Source organism: Maridesulfovibrio frigidus DSM 17176 (genome assembly GCF_000711735.1).
Lineage (GTDB): Bacteria > Desulfobacterota > Desulfovibrionia > Desulfovibrionales > Desulfovibrionaceae > Maridesulfovibrio > Maridesulfovibrio frigidus.
Map to the genome: position 1 here is coordinate 155400 of NZ_JONL01000005.1, position 16589 is coordinate 171988.

The following is a 16589-nucleotide window of genomic DNA, read 5'->3' on the forward strand; positions in this document are numbered from 1 at the left end:
ATTGCCGAACTCATCTTTAATGAGTAGATGTTTTCTAGCAACATAAAACAACCCGCATCAGGAGCATATATAATGGTAAGTACCACCGAAATGGTAGATATTGAGTATGAAGTTAATGACGCGACTAAACAAGCCGTTCACACCAATGGTGCAGATAAAGATTTTATCATAGGTGGGCGGGATTCCGGCAATATTTTTATCTTTGCGCTAAATGATGACCTGAGAAGATCAATTGCAGCTCAAGTTGCTGATAAACTCGGTAAGGAACTTGTCATCATAAAACGCGGTGATGGTAATCCTGCAATTTTAGAAATGGCTGAAAAAGATAATCAGGTCGTAAGCCTGCCGCGCGGAGCTGCACTTTCTGAAAAAAATCGTAATCAGCTACAAGCTAACGGTAAAGTTCTCTACATCATGAGTGATTTCATGACACTGCTGAACGCAACAGACAGATCAGAAGATGCGCGTGAACAGATTTCGCTAATGTTAAATAGATTCGAACCGAGCTTCATGAATGCCGCACATCACATAGTGCTTTCCGACCAAAGTGATGATGAAATTTTGCAGGACACGCTCGAAAAAGTTGCGATATAATCCTCGCTACCAGCGCAAAGAAAGACAGGTCAGCCCGCCGTCCATTTTCTGAAATTCAGACATATCAATATAGTCTGGGCTGAACCCGTTTTTATCAAGCAATTCCGCCGTTACTGGAAAACCGGCCGGAACAAGCAACCCACGTCCAACAAACAGGCAATTAGCCGCATATACCTCACTACTGGGAACAACTAGCTTTTTATAGCCAGAAAACTCCTCACGACCGGAAAAACGCTCACTCATAATCAAAGTATCACCATCCAGCGCAGACAATTCCGTCTTAAGATGCGGCATTCCATTATCAAAAGGAACCGCCACGCACTTATAGCCAAACCCACCCGCAACTTTCTCAAATTGTCCAAATCCATCATAATTAGTGCGCGAATCGATACCCACAAAAAAAGTCTTATCCATAAGCAACACATCGCCGCCTTCCATAAGGCCTTCCCCGTCCATCTGATAAACTTCATCGGCAACACCAGAAACAGAAGTCCGAATCTGCTCCACTTCACCGCGCCGCGATTTAGCGCCCGGACAAGTCAAAAAAACAACAACACCGCCACTAGCAACAGGTATCATCACAGCCGTATCTTCAACAAAAACAGAATCAGGAAATTCCTCCACCGCATCAAGAATAGTCACAGCAATATCTTTGCTTTTCAAATACTCAATGTACCTGCGGTGCTGAGCATGAGTAATCTCCATATCAGGGCAGCCAAGGCCCGCCTCAGTCAACCCATGACCCAAATTATGAGCTGGAGTTCTTACTAGCGCATTCTTATATATATTATTCACGGTATTTGCCTCCAGCGGCCTAACGGGGTTTTAAGATTGAGGGTGAGATGCCTCCGGCGGCACGAGAACCTTTTATAGAGTTAGGACTATGCAAATTTAATCATTTTCGAGTTAAGTCATATCCTAGATTAGTCACATACAAATTTTGTAATTCTTAAGTTTAATACGAATCCACCCAAACCTCAAAACGAAATCACCAAAATATTTGCATAAAAAAAACGGGCCAACTCTTTCCCCAAAGAGCAAACCCGCTAAAAAAGTTTTTGGTAGAGAGAGACCAGAAGGGAGACCCCTTTTTGAGAAAAGGGGTCTCCTCTGGTCGCCGAAGGCCTTCTCCCTTAATCTGATATCCCCCAGCCGCCTCCGCCTGGGGTTTCTATGCGTATAATATCGCCCTTTTTGAGAGGCGTGTGGAATTTTCCGGGCTTTTCGATTACTTTCCCATCTCGAATTAATACGTTGCGGCCAGGTGTTCCTTTGCCTCCGCCTTGTAATCCGTAGGGTGCGTTTAATCTGCGTTCCGATAGGACGGTTATTTCGCAGCTTGATAGTAATTCTATTTCTCGCACTAGTCCGTCTCCACCGGGAGAAGATCCTGCTCCACCTGTGTTTTTGCGAACGCAGTAAGTTTTTACTCGGAACGGATAGCTATATTCTAGAGCTTCAACGGGAGTATTTAATGTGTTGGTCATGTGAGAATGTACTGCATGCTCGCCTTTGCAACTAGCAGAACCGCCCATGCCTCCCGCTAGCGTTTCGTAGTAGGCAAAGGGCTTGCCTGTGCGTTCATCCATGCCACCAATGGTCATGTTGTTCATTGTTCCTTGGCTGGCTGCGGGAATTCGCTCAGGAATTGCTTGGGCTAGGGCGCCTAACACTACGTCGACGACTCTTTGGGACGTTTCGACATTTCCTCCGGCTACCGCGGCGGGGAAATTAGCGTCTAAGATTGAACCTTTGCGGGTGATGATTTCTAGAGGACGCAAAATTCCTGCGTTAGTTGGTACATCGCCTTCAATTAGAGATCTGAAAACGTAAAGAACTGCAGACAATGTTATTGAGCGCACGGCATTTACACTGCCTGTTACTTGATCACCTGATGCGGTGAAGTCGAGTTTAGCGGTATCACCCTTAATTACGAGATTCACGGAAATTGGGACATTTACGCAATCCATACCGTCGCCATCCATGTAATCGGTGAACTCGTACACTCCATCTGGAATGGATTCGATTGTATGGCGCGTTATTTTTTCTGCGTAATCGTTAAGACTTGATGCGTAGAAATCTACTTTTTCGAGACCGTATTTAGAAATAAGTTCATTCAGCCTGCGAACGCCTGTGATGTTCGCCATAATTTGTGCGGAGAAGTCGCCTTCACGCTCATCGGGGGTACGTACATTGTTCAGAATAAGTGCCATTACGCCCGGAACTATTTCGCCATTTTCAACTATTTTTACTGGCGGGATAATTATTCCCTCTTGATAGAGAGTGGTGGAAAGCGGCATTGAACCACTGGCCATACCGCCTACATCCGAATGATGCGCACGGTTGGCAACGTAGAAATCAGGCTTGTCGGAGCTGCCACAAAATACTGGCGCAACTAAAGTGATGTCCGGCAAATGAGTTCCGCCTTTGAACGGATCATTCAGCATTACCATATCACCTTCATTGAAGGTCGCATTATCAATTGCGCTTTTAACTGACAAAGGCATAGATCCCAGATGAACTGGAATATGGGCAGCCTGAGCAATCATGTCACCCTTGCTGTCAAAAACAGCGCAAGACAAATCGCGTCTCTCTTTAATATTTGGTGAAAATGCAGTCCTTGTGAGCGTTACACCCATTTCTTCGGAAATTGCAGCAAACCTGTTCTTGAACACCTCAAGGAGGATTGGATTCACATTCATTCTAATATACCTCCAGAATTATTCGATATCAAAAATTAGGTTGCCGTAGGCGTCAACTGAACCCTTGGCAAAAGGCGGAATGACCAGAGTCGAGCTGTATTCAATAATGATAGCAGGCCCATCAACCTTGTTACCGGGCAAGAGTTTATCTCTATCCAGAATGCGTGTTTCCATGGCTATTGAATCAAAAACCGTCTCGGTAGTACCGATGAGCGCACCACTTGGCATTTCTTTCGTAAGAGCTGAAGCTTCTGGGAATTCCGGTTTGACGGGCATTCCGCGAGTTCTAAGCCTGATATTTACTATTTCAACGGTCTTGGCATCATTTCGGTAACCGTAATTATGCTTATGAAGCTGAGAGAATTCTTCGATCCAGTCGCCGCCGAAAGGAACAATTATTTCGAAAGACTGTCCTTGATAACGCATATCTAGAAACCGTTCGACTGTGATATCACTCGCCGCAAAGCCCTCTTCTTCGAGAGCGGCACGCCCCTGAGATTCGAGTGGTGCGAACAAGTTTTCGAGGTCATCACCGGTGGTATTTTGCTGATTTCGCATGACCGTTAGTGAATAATCTTTGATGACATCGGCCATAACCATGCCGACTGCAGATAGTATTCCAGGGTTATTTGGAATAAATAGTTTCGGTATTGAGAGCAATTTTGCAAGGAAAGCGCAGTGCATTCCTCCAGCTCCACCAAATGAAAACATGGTAAATTCGCGCGGGTCAAACCCTCTTTCCACCGAAATAACTCTGATAGCGCGTTCCATATTGGTGTTGGCTATATCAAGAATTCCTTCCGCCAGTTCGATAGGACTGAGGCCAGCTTTGGTAGCCATTGCTTCCATTGCGGAATTCAGTTTGTCCGTTTTAAGTGACATCTCGCCGCCGAGGAAATGCTCAGGAATAAGGCGTCCAAGGTATAAATTAGCGTCAGTAACAGTGATTTCACTACCCTTACCATAGCATATAGGCCCGGGATCAGCTCCTGCACTTTCAGGGCCGACAGTAAGTGACCCGCCAGCATCAATCCTAGCAATGGAGCCACCACCAGCGCCAACAGTGTGAATATCAATCATAGGAACTTTGACAGGATAATCTTCGATGGCGGACTCAAGAGTCAGCGGAAGTTCACCGTTAATGAGCGCGACATCAGAAGATGTGCCCCCCATATCAAAGGTAATAAGATTGTCGTAACCAGCCATTTTACCGATGGCATGTGCGCCTACTGCGCCCCCTGCTGGACCGGATAAAATTGTGCGGACAGACTCGTTCATTGCAGTTTCAGCAGAAATAGACCCACCGTTACTTTGCATTATGCGTAAGGAATCTTCGCCAAGGAACTCTTGCAGAAAAGTAAGATAGCGTGTCATTTTTGGTGAGACGTATGCATTAATTACGGTAGTTGAGGTGCGCTCAAACTCGCGAAACTCAGCTAGAATTTCATGAGAAACGGACACAGGCACGCCAACTTCGGATAGCAAGTCGCGCATTCTGTTTTCATGATCTGGATTTAAATATGAGAAAAGAAGACAGAGAGCGACTGATTCAACGTCTGCTTCTTTGATTTTGTTAAGTATATTTTTAACTTTTTCTTCCGAAAAAGGTTCAATTTCTTTACCAGTCTGGTCAATTCTGCCACTTATTCCGAACCTTAGTTCGGGTGGTACAATGTGCGGTTTCTTGCAGAACGAAAGATTGTAAAGCTGCGAACGGTTCTGCCGTCCTATCTGGACAACATCTTCGAAACCTTCATTAGTAATGAGTGCAGTCTTAACACCTTTACGCTCAAGTATCGCGTTGGTAGCAACCGTTGACCCATGTACAACCTGCACTCTACGCCCATCTGCAATATGCTTAAGCCCGTTAATGACAGCTTCTGATGGATCATGAGGCGTTGAAAGTCTTTTATGCACTCCCCATGTTTCACCATCTTTATAAATAAAATCTGTAAAAGTTCCGCCGGTATCCACTCCAACTATAAGCACGGGACCTCCTCCGATATATGTAAAATAAAATTCATCAGCAAAACGCCTGTATTAATTATTCAAATAACATCTTTATTACGAATGGAACTTTAACCAAATACACCTTGAATTAATAGGTTTTATTTTAGCACAAATACATGTATAAAATTTTCATAACTATTAATTTTAGAGATTATTAATTCAATTATTCATCTAAATTATCGGTTTTAAGCGGTTTTAAAATCTCAATTCCATCAACATATTTTGGTTTTTTGGCAAATATTTTTTACAAGTTAACCACACAACAACTCAATCTGAAGGGAAATACTATGTTCAAAAGAATCATCGCAATTTTACTGACGGTCTTAGTTTTTGCAGTATCTGCTCAAGCTTCAGACATCAAAATGGACTGCAACGCAATCTATGGAGCCTCAAATTTTCATTCTCAAGGTGCACAGCTTTTCGCCGACAAAGTCAAAGAATATTCAGAAGGATCCGTGCTCATTTCTGTTCATCCCGGTGGATCTCTCGGATTCAAAGGTCCTGAACTTCTTAAGACAGTAAAAGACGGAACCCTCCCAATGTCCGACATTCTCATGGGAGTTGTTTCCGGTTCCGATCAGGTATTTGGCGTAAGCTCAATGCCTCTGCTCGCAAAAAACTATGCTGAAGCAAAAAAACTATATGATGCATCCCGCCCTTACTACGATAAAGCATGTAAAAAATGGAAACAGAAGCTTCTTTACGCAGCCCCTTGGCCTCCAAGCGGACTCTTCACAAAGAAAGAGCTCAAAACTCCTGCAGATTTCAAAGGCATCAAAGTCCGCACATACGACAAAAACGGAGCTGAGCTTCTTAAAATGACAGGCGCAAGCCCACTTTCACTACCTTGGGGCGAGCTATACTCCGCACTACAGACTGGACTTGTTGATTCAGTTCTTACTTCCGCAGTATCAGGAAAAGACGGTAAATTCTGGGAAAACGTTAAGTACTTCTCTAAAATCAATTACGCTTTCCCGCTTAACATGATGGTAATCAACATTGATTACTGGAATGCTTTGAATCCAGCGCAGCAGGAAGCAATGACGAAAGCGGCTAAAGAAATGGAAGAATACCAGTGGGCGCAGTCCAGCAAAAGTAATGACGAATCCCTCAAAATCCTTGCAGAGAAGGGGATCACAATTTCTGAACCGACTAAAGAAGTTGCTGACATGATTGCTAAAGATGCAGACACAATGCTTGCTGACACTCTTAAATCAGCTAAAAAAGGCTTTAAAGCTTCCATTGAAGCTTACAGAAAGTAATTATGTTGCGCCAAGTTATCAGAATAATTGAAGGCCTCTCCGTAGGAGGGGCCTTTCTTTCGGCTCTCGGCATGATATTTATTGTCGGGCTTGTTGTTGTTGAGATTTTTCTACGAGCAGTACTCAATACATCAACACTGGTCTCCAGTGAATATGGCGGATACACTCTCGTTCTTATTATTTTTCTTGGCCTTGGGTACACTATGAAAGAAGACGGACTTATCCGTATTAATCTGGTGACAATCCATTTTTCAGATGCAGGCAAGCGCGTTGCTGATATCATTTCCGGAATACTCGCCTCAGTGATTACTTCCTTCGGCCTTTTTTACGCAACACAAATGGTCTACGAAACTTGGGAACTGGAAATGACCGCGGACACCATCGCGGAAACTCCTTTGTGGATTCCGCAACTATCTATCCCTATAGGGTTGTTCTTGCTTCTCTTACAAATGTTCGCGTTTATTGCCAGGAGAGCCACAAATGATAAGTGATCCTTTAATTCTTGCCCTTGTACTCGTAGGGGCGATGGCGCTCTTTTTGCTCTCCGGTCTGTGGATTGGTTTTTCACTCTATGCTGCTGCTTTCTGCGGAATGCTCGCCTGCGAAATGAATCTCCCGCCGACAATATCCATCTGGGATAAAATAGGCGATTTAATGGCAAATTCTGCATGGAACACCCTTAACTCGTGGCCATTATCCGCACTGCCACTGTTTATTCTGATGGGTGAAATTCTCTACCGAACATCCATCTCGACAAGACTATTAAACGGCCTTGTACCGTGGCTTTCAAACGTCCCGGGCAAGCTCTATCATATTAATGTTGTAGCCTGCTCACTCTTTGCAGCTGTATCTGGCTCAAGCGCGGCAACCACGGCGACAGTAGGAAAGATCACTTACAATGAACTATCAAGCCGAGGGTACCACAAAAGCTTAGCCATTGGCTCTCTAGCAGGTTCCGGCACACTTGGTTTCTTGATCCCGCCAAGCTTAATAATGATTATCTACGGAATTTTGTCTGACACATCCATTGGACAGCTCTTCATAGCGGGAGTCATTCCCGGATTAATGCTTGCGACTAGCTACTCCGTGTACATAATGATTCGCTGTATGATTACTCCTGAACTGGTTCCACAGGAAAAAGAAACGTTCACCGCAGCTCAGCGCATTGCATCACTGAAAGATCTCTTTCCGGTACTTCTGCTCATCACACTTGTACTAGGCGGAATTTACGCTGGCCTTACAACTCCCACAGAAGCAGCAGTAATCGGAGTCCTCGGAGCACTGGCGATTGCCATGTGGTTTAAAAACCTCACGATTGCAAACTTTAAAGAAGCGTTACTATCCGCCGTAAAAACAAGCGGAATGATCTGCTTTATTATCGCGGGCGCAGCATTTCTTTCACAAGTTGTCGGCTTTCTGGGAATCGCCACCGCCCTCAGCAAATTCATAGCAACGTTGGGCCTATCCCCTTACATGCTAATATTTGTACTAGGCCTCATGTATGTAATGCTTGGAATGATTTTGGACGGAATATCCATAGTGGTAATGACGCTGCCAATAGTTTTACCCATCGTTATAGCTGGTGGATTTGACCCACTATGGTTCGGTATTTTCGTAGTATTTATGGTTGAACTCTCGCAAGTTACGCCGCCCGTAGGATTCTCGATCTTCGTAATTCAATACATTACCAACGACGATGTGAAAGACATCCTGAAAGCAACATTCCCTTTCTTCTTAATCATGGTGTTTATGGTCATCATAGTCACAGTGTTCCCGGAAATAGTTTTCTATCTTCCAGAAAAAATGATTAATATGTAACTTCCAAAGATAATATATACGCTATAAAAAAAGGTTCCCAGACTATCAGTCAGGGAACCTTTTTTTATTTCAGCTATTTTTCGTAGCAAAATGTTGACGCTTATACTTTCACTTAAAACCCAACTGAACCATGAAAGTCTAGAAAAGAGACGGCGCAATATTCTTATTAAAAAATTCAATACTCACGTCAAAATCATCACGATTATGCGGCTCCAAAGTGATAGTCGGTAATGGATCAAGTTCTTTCACCCTTGAGACTATATGATCCCAATCCATAGTCCCCTGCCCAAGAGCCAAGTGATCATCCTTCCCACCTTTATTATCATGAAGGTGAAGATGTCTAATGTAAGGAGCAAATGAATCGAACCAAAAATCAAAATCACCCTTTTCAGATCCTTTAGAAAAGGAATGCCAATGGCCCAAATCAAAACATACACCGATATTATCCCGATCAAGGTCATCAATAACCTGAACAATAGGACCCGGATCATATTCATATGTATTTTCAAGGCAAAGCATCGGGTGATCAGGCCATGAATCACTAAGTCTGGCTATCCCTTCTAGACAATTCTGATAAGCCCCTTCAAAGAGAGGCGCTTCAAGCCATGAAGCAAAAGAAGGATGCATAACCATGCGCTGGGGAGAAAAGATCTTTGCGAGTTCGAAAGCACCGCACAGAGTATCAATGGATGCGTCTCTAATGGCAGGATTAAGACTCGCTGGTTTTAAGTCCAGAAATGGGAGGTGAGCAGTACACTTCAATCCTGCATCACCAAGCCTGTCTCTGATTGATAATAGCCAATCCTTGCTCATGCACTCATTGCCAAGGCAGTCTAAGCCGAGTTCTGGCTGGATTGAATTTTCGATAAAAAAATCAAGATATTCTGGCGTGGTATAAATATATCTAAGAGGAAGATTCACGTAGCAGTTTTCGAATCCGGCTTTCATCTCATTCCCCACATTAAACAGTTTTACGCGATAATTTGAGATATTTAATTCAGCGAAGTATGAAGAACTTCCGAACCTCTGAACACCATTTCACCAACAGACTCAAATGTAGTCGAATGCCGAAGAGTAAGTGTTACATCCTTACCAGCTTCAACATTAAATGATTCACCCCATGCAACAGGGATTCTATCGAGGAATGGCTGAATTTTATCAAGCTTACCGTTGCTCCAAGCCTCAGTAAGAACATATCTATCAGCCGGAATTTCGTTAACCTTATTACGTTCCCACTTAATTAATAAATCTGAACCATGCGCTCTACCAAGTTCAAGAGCCTTAATTACGCGAGGACGAATTGAAATATAAAATTCTGTTCCACGCTTGCCGGGAGTTTCTCTTGCTATTCTATAGCGAAAACTACCGTCATTTGTGATCAATCTATACTTTTCCATAAAATTTCCGGGATCTGCAATAATTTCATGCCCAATATCCTGCCCGCTATTCACCATAACAGAAGCGACAAAACCCTTTAAGTTCAGGATTTCATTTCTGTTACTACCAAGCACGCCTTCAATTATGAACTGGTCCCCCTCCACAGCATTTAAAACGCCAGAAGCGGAAACAAAATGTGGGTCTCCATTTAACCAACACAAAAACACAGGCCCATGCGGCTCAGGAGAATTATCATTCTGACCAGTCCAGCGCACCTTGGCAGTGGTCATTTTGCTACCATCAAGGCTAACTTCAAGAGCTGGAAATGATGATAGTGCCATGCGTGGAGCTGTAAGTAAATTAAGGTTCGGACGATCGCTTGCAAAAACAGCTACAGCAGGGTCCAGACCGGAATGAGTCATTGCCTTGCCTGTACCCGAAGTTGAAACGGGGCCACCGCGAACAAGGTTCACACTCTTCCCTATAAGCGGGCTTCCATTAACTTTTATTTCCAAACCAGCAGGCCTACCTGCTTTAGGAAATGAAAATTCGGGTACACTAAGTTCCAGACCAAACTCTTCAAGTAAATAAACGGTCGCCTTCAACTGCTCACGAACTTTCCACTCTAGATTTCTTATATTCTTACTTACCTCAACGGCCATTGCGGGAATTCCCCGCTCAACTAGAGCATAGCAAGTTAAAGACTTAAGCATTTCAGGATACTGAGTGGCTGTGGCAAATGTGTCTGTATTAAAAAGAGTAAACCGGAAAGCTTTATTTGGAATATCTGCATTCAAACGAGAAATAGCACGCTGACACATTTCCGCCAATTGAATATTCTTATATACCCCGGCATCAATGATCATTGATTGGCCATAACGTTTGGGATTTCGCAATTTATTTACATAAGTGGGACTATAAAAGCCACTTCCTTCGTGAAGATGGATGAAACCATCAGCGTCATTAAGTAAAAATCGAATAGCCTTGGCAAGCCTATCTTCGTAGAAATTATTGTATTCTTTGTCGAATCTTCTATTAAGATCAACATTGATCTGGCGGGCACGCCGAAGGATGGATGGTTCGTTCGCACGAGGAATAATAATCAAATTACCTTTGCGCACTTTACTGCGAGTAAGCAACTGACCTGTGAAAAACCCTGAAAGTTCATCGCCCTGAATACCGCCCTGAACCATTATCGTAGGCCCAGGTTCATCACCAAAAACCCAAGTAACACGCAATGGATACTGAGTTCCTTCAAAAAAAGTAAAGCTCCGCATATGCTGAGCATGTGCGGAAGGTACTGCTAAAATAAGCGTAAAAATGCTAATTAAAAATACGCGACAGAGGGTATACTTCACTGAATATTAGCTCATTATTATTTGTGTTTATCATCAGGCGGAGACCATACATATCTTTTAGTGCCATCCCGGACGGCAAAGCGAATCTTGTTCTGACAACTTTGAATCTCTGAATGTGAAAAGCCATGTCGTTGCGATTTATTTTAAGAAGTGAACCATACCCATCGTTGGCAATAAGTTCAACTCCAGCAACACCACTAAGTGAAGAAGAAGTTTGCAGATTATTCAGATCAAAGCTCAAAGCAAGACTTCCACCTGAATAACGAAGTTTTACATTCTCAACACCGGCGCGCATAAGATTTTTATAAAATAATAACTTCTTTAAATCAGTCCCGGAAGAGATCTCAAGTTTCTTTTCCTCCACAGGAACCGAAGCTAAAAGAGATTGGACATCATTCGGATCATAGGAATCTAAAATTTTATTAACATTTTCAAGTCGCTCAAGCTGAATAGAAGCGTCATTCAGATTCTTCTGCAATGCAAGCTTATCTTGTCTGAGTTCAGTATTTTGGTTCCAGAAATTATATCCAGACCAAGCTCCAACTCCAGCACAGGCTGCAAGCAGGAGAATAAACCAAAAAAAGACACTAAGCCAAAAAGGGCTCAACCTGTACCTTTTAACAGTATCATCATCGCGCATGAAAAGAACATTATACTTGGTATTACCCATTAGCGACTGCTCCATTGTTCGTCTACGATACGCCATCCGCCATTAACAGGGCGAAGGATTAGCTTCTTGCTACCAAAATCGCTATAACCAGATATATCGGAATAGGATTGCTTAAAAGCAACTTCTATTCCTTGAGGATGTTCTTTAAGCCTGACCTTATTAAATTCAATAATAGATGGTTTACGCTTTTCCCATATGGATTTTTTGTGTTCCGCAATCAAACTTAAACCGCGCATCTTTCCCTGTCTGGCCTTTGAATCATACATAGTAGAATAAGCATCAATGTCAGCAGTCAGCCAACCGCTTCGCCAGTCATCAAGAAATGCAAGAATGCTTTTCCGCTTGAGTGCAAGGTATGCTTTTGAAAAAGAGTTCGAAGCAGGACCATACTCACGGCCTACAATCTTCCACTTTCCATCAATTTTCTGCCAATACAATCGTTTCGTTGTCGAAGAAGAAAGACGCCCTGATCTGTAATACTGATCGAACCATGTCACCCAGTAATCAGGACCGGGAAGAGCCCTGAGATTAAAAACAGAGACATCTACCCATGCTGTATTTGAAAATATTTTCTGTTTGCGCTTTTTGAAATATTTGAAAGATCGGCCTTCAGTCTTAGCGAAAAGTTTGCTCGAATAAGTATCAAAAAAACCGGAATCACGGTTAGACCAATCTGTGGCCCATTTATGAACAAGGGACTTAATTTCTTTAGATTCCTCGCCCTGAATGCCAGTCGCATTACTCCATGAAACTTCTTCACCTATAACAACCGGAGTACCAATTCCTATACGGGAATCAATGAAATTTATGTCAGGATTTTCTAGAGCGACACATCCTTGAGTGTCCATGGCAACTAGCTCCTTGCCACGTCCATGTATCCATATTCCGTATCCGGTTTTTCCATTGATACGGTCAACAGGATTTGGAAAATCGAGAGGAAAAGCCATCTCACCATACAATTCAAAATTGACCAGTCCGGTCCTTTTGCTCTTGGTAAAATATACACCTTCAGGAGTTCTGAGGTCTCCTTCAACTTTCTTGTCGCCAGCCTTTTTACCGGTTGCACAAATAAATGTAGCTTCGGCGCGCAAAGGACTTTTGTGCACGAGGAGGTGAATTTTCTGATCACCTTTATCCACGGCAACAACCAGCCTAGGAACTAAAGCGGTGCTTTCAAGCACAGGCTTCCAGCCCTCTGCAATACAATAAGTGCTCAAGTTTACGCTAATTATGCAAACTGCAAATATGAATTTAAAAAAATGCGTCATACCGAAGCTGAGGCTCCATCGTTCGAAATATCTTTAAAAAAACGATCAAATTTAACACTAAAACGGTCATCAGTTAGTAACCCAAACTACAACCGTGCAGAACAACCAAGAGAACTATAAAAATGTGTGATCTACGCCTGAAAACAGCAATAAAACAACATATTATTTAATCTACTAACACGAAAGAGAAAGTCCTGCAAAAAAGAGTACCCGGTTCTGCCGCGAAGACAAAACCGGGTAATATTGAGTATTAACAGCTCACAACGTAACTATTCTCCAAAAACTCTTTTAATGATGAATTCTTCGTATCTGGTGTAGTATCCCATGTCGAAAGCATCATCCAAAGCTCCGTCGTCAAGCTGAGAGATTATTTCTTTGTTCTTGCGAATTTCGTCAGGGAAAGAAACTTTATTATCCCAACAATACATGGCTACTTTCTGTACCATTTCGTATGCATTCTGCCTTTCAAGACCGGACTCTACAAGAGCAAGTAGAACTCGCTGTGAGTAGAAAAGCCCGTAGGATGCCATAAGATTACGATCCATATTATCGCCGTTAATCTTAAGTCTCTTAAGTACGCCAGTCATGCGACCAAGAATATAATCAGCAAGAATAGTGGAATCAGGCATAATCACTCTTTCAACAGAGGAATGACTGATATCACGTTCATGCCACAAAGGCATATTTTCCATGGCAACTAAACCATTTGTACGCAAAAGACGGGAAAGACCACTAAGGTTTTCAGCGGAGATAGGATTCTTTTTATGAGGCATTGCAGAAGATCCTTTCTGCCCTGCGCTGAATCCTTCTTCAACTTCAAGAACTTCAGTGCGCTGAAGATGTCTAAGCTCAACGCCAAGACGCTCAATTCCGCCACCGAGAAGACCAAGAGCAGTAAAGAATGCAGCATGACGGTCACGCTGAATAATCTGAGTAGAAATTGGATCAACATTTAGATCAAGAAGTTCACAAGTGATACGTTCAACTTCAGGATCAAGCATTGCGTAAGTTCCGACTGCGCCGGAAATTTTACCAACACTAACGCCATCAAGAGCTGTTTCGATACGCTCACGATGACGAGAAAATTCTGCATAAAACCCGGTCATTTTCAGACCGAAGCTAGTAGGCTCAGCATGAATACCGTGAGTACGGCCCATGCACATTCTACCTTTATATTTAAAAGCCATTTCTTTCATAACGGCTAAAAATTCATCAATAGCTTTCAAAATCATATCACCGGCACGATGAAGCATAACTCCATTTGCGGTATCAACGATGTCAGATGAAGTACATCCGAGGTGGATAAAGCGGGCAGAAGGTCCTACTTTTTCCTCAACAGCGGTAAGAAAAGCAATAACATCATGCTTTGTCTTTTCTTCAATCTCAAGAATGCGATCCAGTTCAAAGTCAGCTTTGTCACGGATATTCTTCATATCCTCAGCCGGAATGCGCCCTAGTTTATGCCAAGCTTCACAGACGGCAACTTCAACTTCAAGCCATACTCTGAAACGGTTTTCAAGAGTCCACAATTCACTCATAGCGGGACGAGAATATCTTTCGATCATCTTTATTATTTCCGGTTTGTTTTTATCAAACTGTATTTTAAAAAGGCAATGCCGTAAAAAAGCAAACGGCCCGGAATACACCGGGCCGTTAAGCTATAATCAATTCTTTGCTGAACTATCAGAACTAGTGGATCCAGTGGAACCGGCAGCCGATGTTTTGGCCGCACCAGAATCACTGCGAGCAGAGCTTGAACTACTGGACTTTCCAGAAGCAGGCTCAGCCTTGCTGTATCCAGAAGAATACCAGCCACCACCTTTGAGAACAAAAGAAGAATTAGAAAGAACTTTCGTGGCTTTAGCGCCACAAACAGGACATTCTAATACTTTGTCTTCAAAATTAGTCTGCCATTCTTCAAAAATTTGCTGACAATCATGACATTGATATTCGTAAATCGGCATAATACCCTCCATCTAAAAAAAAAGGTACCCGCCATACCCCGAAAGGCAGGCGGACCTATCCCTGAAAAAAATGAGGGGTGCACTGCTCCCTGCTTCAGGAAAGCACTACATATAAGAGCTTATTTTGCTGCAGCAGCTTTTGCTTCTGCGATACGAGCTTTCACTCTTTTAGCTCTACGGTGACGCTTACGCTCAAGTTCTTTCTTACGTTCGATCTTTTTATGTCTACCCATTTGGCATTCCTCCTAATATAGATTTCGCACTCTGCTGCACGATTATATGCTGCAAAGAACGACCTATTACCCCAAAAAGTACGAGATTGTAAAGGGCCGTTGCGCAATACTTGCAAAAACAGCAAACAGACCGAAATAACAGGAGATTGAGACTAAAAGATCATAAAATTCACCAAAATACTAATTTCTATCTGCTTTGCCCCTTGACTATCCCCCCTATGATGAACATATAAAGTTCACTCCTGACCCTCATATATGGTTCAGTAAATCAAGACAGCAAGGATACAACATGCAAAATAAAGCGTTTCTCAGAGCCCTTGACGATGTTTCCGAAGTTTTTATGTTCGACCAGTGGTTGAGATTCTACTTCATATTTGAAGAAGATAAGAAGCTGATAGTCAAAGTCCCTAAAGAAGTCGGAGATCAGGTTGAAAAAGATCACCCTGTCATGAAAGGACTCCTCGACATGTTCAATAATGAAGAGATCGACCAGCAGAAATCCACAAACAACGTATGTGCTTTCATCGGTGCCCGTTTTGATGGAACAAAATACACTGGAAAAATCATTCCAAAAGTTTTCGATTCTAAAAACTTCAAAATTGAGACGTACCTATTCAGCCTCTGGATGAAAGGGCACGAAACTTACCTGGAGTCCGAAGTTATGACCTTTGGCGACTGGAAAGAGCTTTATGCTGGCTGGAAAGATCAGGACGAAGTTAAAAACTATATTTCAAGACTCACAAAGGCAGCGCCCGGAGCAGCTATTCAACCTCCGACCTGCACCACAGTTCAGTAATATATCTATATAGTATATAATCGCGTAAAAGGAGCCTCAAATTGGGGCTCCTTTTTTTATGCTCTGCAAAAACTATAAGACTCGCCGCGCACCAATAAAATATTTCCGCCAATAATTTTTGTTCATAGACTCTTCACGCACATGATGTCCGCTCTTCGGACTGTGAACAAAGAAACTGCCATCACCGGTATATATTCCAGTATGCAGACTTTTCCCGCCACCTGGAATTCTGAAGAAAACAATATCCCCAGCCTTGATCTTACTTAAATGGACGGGCCTTCCAGCATCAATTTGCTGCCAGGAAACACGCGGCACCTTAATTCCATGCTGATCAAAAACCCACCATACAAGTCCGGAGCAATCAAAACCTCGCGAGGGAGAAGCTCCGCCCCATTGATAAGGTGTACCAATCTGCGAGCGAGCAACACTAACTACAGATCGCATTTTCTCAGAAGATGCAGACGCTCCCCCGTAACTTTGACCAGGAGCAGACACGACCGTCTTCCCACATCCAGCCAAGAAAACTACCGCGCACAA

The 16589-nt window shown here is 43.0% G+C and carries 15 protein-coding genes; 5 read left to right on the forward strand and 10 right to left on the reverse strand.

Features of this window, described 5'->3' with window-relative positions; all coding sequences use genetic code 11:
* Positions 1-72: 72 nt before the first annotated feature.
* Complete coding sequence (locus BR06_RS0111385; protein ID WP_031483050.1) at positions 73-594, forward strand: shikimate kinase; 522 nt, start codon at positions 73-75, stop codon at positions 592-594.
* A 6-nt stretch (positions 595-600) separates the two neighbouring features.
* Here the strand turns inward: BR06_RS0111385 and BR06_RS0111390 are convergent, their stop codons facing one another.
* From BR06_RS0111390 to BR06_RS0111400, 3 genes are all read right to left on the reverse strand, one after another.
* Complete coding sequence (locus tag BR06_RS0111390) at positions 601-1389, reverse strand: dimethylarginine dimethylaminohydrolase family protein (RefSeq protein WP_235727714.1); 789 nt, start codon at positions 1387-1389, stop codon at positions 601-603.
* 338 nt (positions 1390-1727) lie between these two features.
* The gene (locus BR06_RS0111395; protein ID WP_031483053.1) at positions 1728-3296 is read right to left on the reverse strand and encodes a hydantoinase B/oxoprolinase family protein; all 1569 of its coding nucleotides are present in this window, start codon (positions 3294-3296) and stop codon (positions 1728-1730) included.
* A gap of 18 nt (positions 3297-3314) precedes the next feature.
* Positions 3315-5285, reverse strand: a complete 1971-nt coding sequence (locus BR06_RS0111400) for a hydantoinase/oxoprolinase family protein (RefSeq protein ID WP_031483056.1) — start codon at positions 5283-5285, stop codon at positions 3315-3317.
* A 308-nt stretch (positions 5286-5593) separates the two neighbouring features.
* Here BR06_RS0111400 and BR06_RS0111405 point away from each other — a divergent pair, with 308 nt between their 5' ends.
* The 3 genes from BR06_RS0111405 to BR06_RS0111415 are packed head-to-tail and all read left to right on the forward strand — an operon-like array spanning position 5594 to position 8386.
* The gene (locus tag BR06_RS0111405; protein ID WP_031483057.1) at positions 5594-6568 is read left to right on the forward strand and encodes a TRAP transporter substrate-binding protein; all 975 of its coding nucleotides are present in this window, start codon (positions 5594-5596) and stop codon (positions 6566-6568) included.
* 2 nt (positions 6569-6570) lie between these two features.
* Positions 6571-7059 carry a TRAP transporter small permease subunit gene (locus tag BR06_RS0111410; protein WP_235727715.1) on the forward strand — a complete coding sequence of 163 codons (489 nt, stop codon included), beginning with the start codon at positions 6571-6573 and terminating at the stop codon, positions 7057-7059.
* A complete protein-coding gene (locus tag BR06_RS0111415; RefSeq protein ID WP_031483062.1) occupies positions 7049-8386 on the forward strand; it encodes a TRAP transporter large permease in 1338 nt (445 codons plus the stop codon). Before BR06_RS0111410 ends, BR06_RS0111415 begins: the two co-directional genes overlap by 11 nt.
* 138 nt (positions 8387-8524) lie before the next feature.
* On the opposite strand, the gene BR06_RS0111420 is transcribed toward BR06_RS0111415, so the two are convergent.
* The 6 genes from BR06_RS0111420 to BR06_RS0111445 all read right to left on the reverse strand — a co-directional run bounded on the left by BR06_RS0111420 (position 8525) and on the right by BR06_RS0111445 (position 15023).
* Positions 8525-9334 (reverse strand): sugar phosphate isomerase/epimerase family protein, encoded by an 810-nt coding sequence (locus BR06_RS0111420; RefSeq protein ID WP_031483064.1) that lies wholly within the window; start codon positions 9332-9334, stop codon positions 8525-8527.
* A gap of 44 nt (positions 9335-9378) precedes the next feature.
* On the reverse strand, positions 9379-11040 hold the full coding sequence (locus tag BR06_RS0111425; RefSeq protein ID WP_235727716.1) for a M99 family carboxypeptidase catalytic domain-containing protein: 1662 nt from the start codon (positions 11038-11040) through the stop codon (positions 9379-9381).
* A 46-nt stretch (positions 11041-11086) separates the two neighbouring features.
* Entirely contained in the window at positions 11087-11791 is a 705-nt protein-coding gene (locus BR06_RS0111430) for a hypothetical protein (RefSeq protein WP_031483067.1), read from the reverse strand.
* On the reverse strand, positions 11791-13008 hold the full coding sequence (locus BR06_RS0111435; protein ID WP_235727717.1) for a L,D-transpeptidase family protein: 1218 nt from the start codon (positions 13006-13008) through the stop codon (positions 11791-11793). The genes BR06_RS0111430 and BR06_RS0111435 overlap by 1 nt, the downstream gene beginning before the upstream one ends.
* Before the next feature lie 320 nt (positions 13009-13328).
* Complete coding sequence (gene purB / locus BR06_RS0111440; protein WP_031483071.1) at positions 13329-14624, reverse strand: adenylosuccinate lyase; 1296 nt, start codon at positions 14622-14624, stop codon at positions 13329-13331.
* 99 nt (positions 14625-14723) lie between these two features.
* Positions 14724-15023 carry an FmdB family zinc ribbon protein gene (locus BR06_RS0111445; RefSeq protein WP_031483074.1) on the reverse strand — a complete coding sequence of 100 codons (300 nt, stop codon included), beginning with the start codon at positions 15021-15023 and terminating at the stop codon, positions 14724-14726.
* A 522-nt stretch (positions 15024-15545) separates the two neighbouring features.
* Between BR06_RS0111445 and BR06_RS0111455 the strand changes: the two genes are divergently transcribed.
* Entirely contained in the window at positions 15546-16052 is a 507-nt protein-coding gene (locus tag BR06_RS0111455) for a hypothetical protein (RefSeq protein WP_031483076.1), read from the forward strand.
* Between the two features lie 72 nt (positions 16053-16124).
* Here BR06_RS0111455 and BR06_RS0111460 read toward each other — a convergent pair whose 3' ends face one another.
* Positions 16125-16547 (reverse strand): C40 family peptidase, encoded by a 423-nt coding sequence (locus BR06_RS0111460; RefSeq protein WP_235727718.1) that lies wholly within the window; start codon positions 16545-16547, stop codon positions 16125-16127.
* Positions 16548-16589 lie beyond the last annotated feature (42 nt).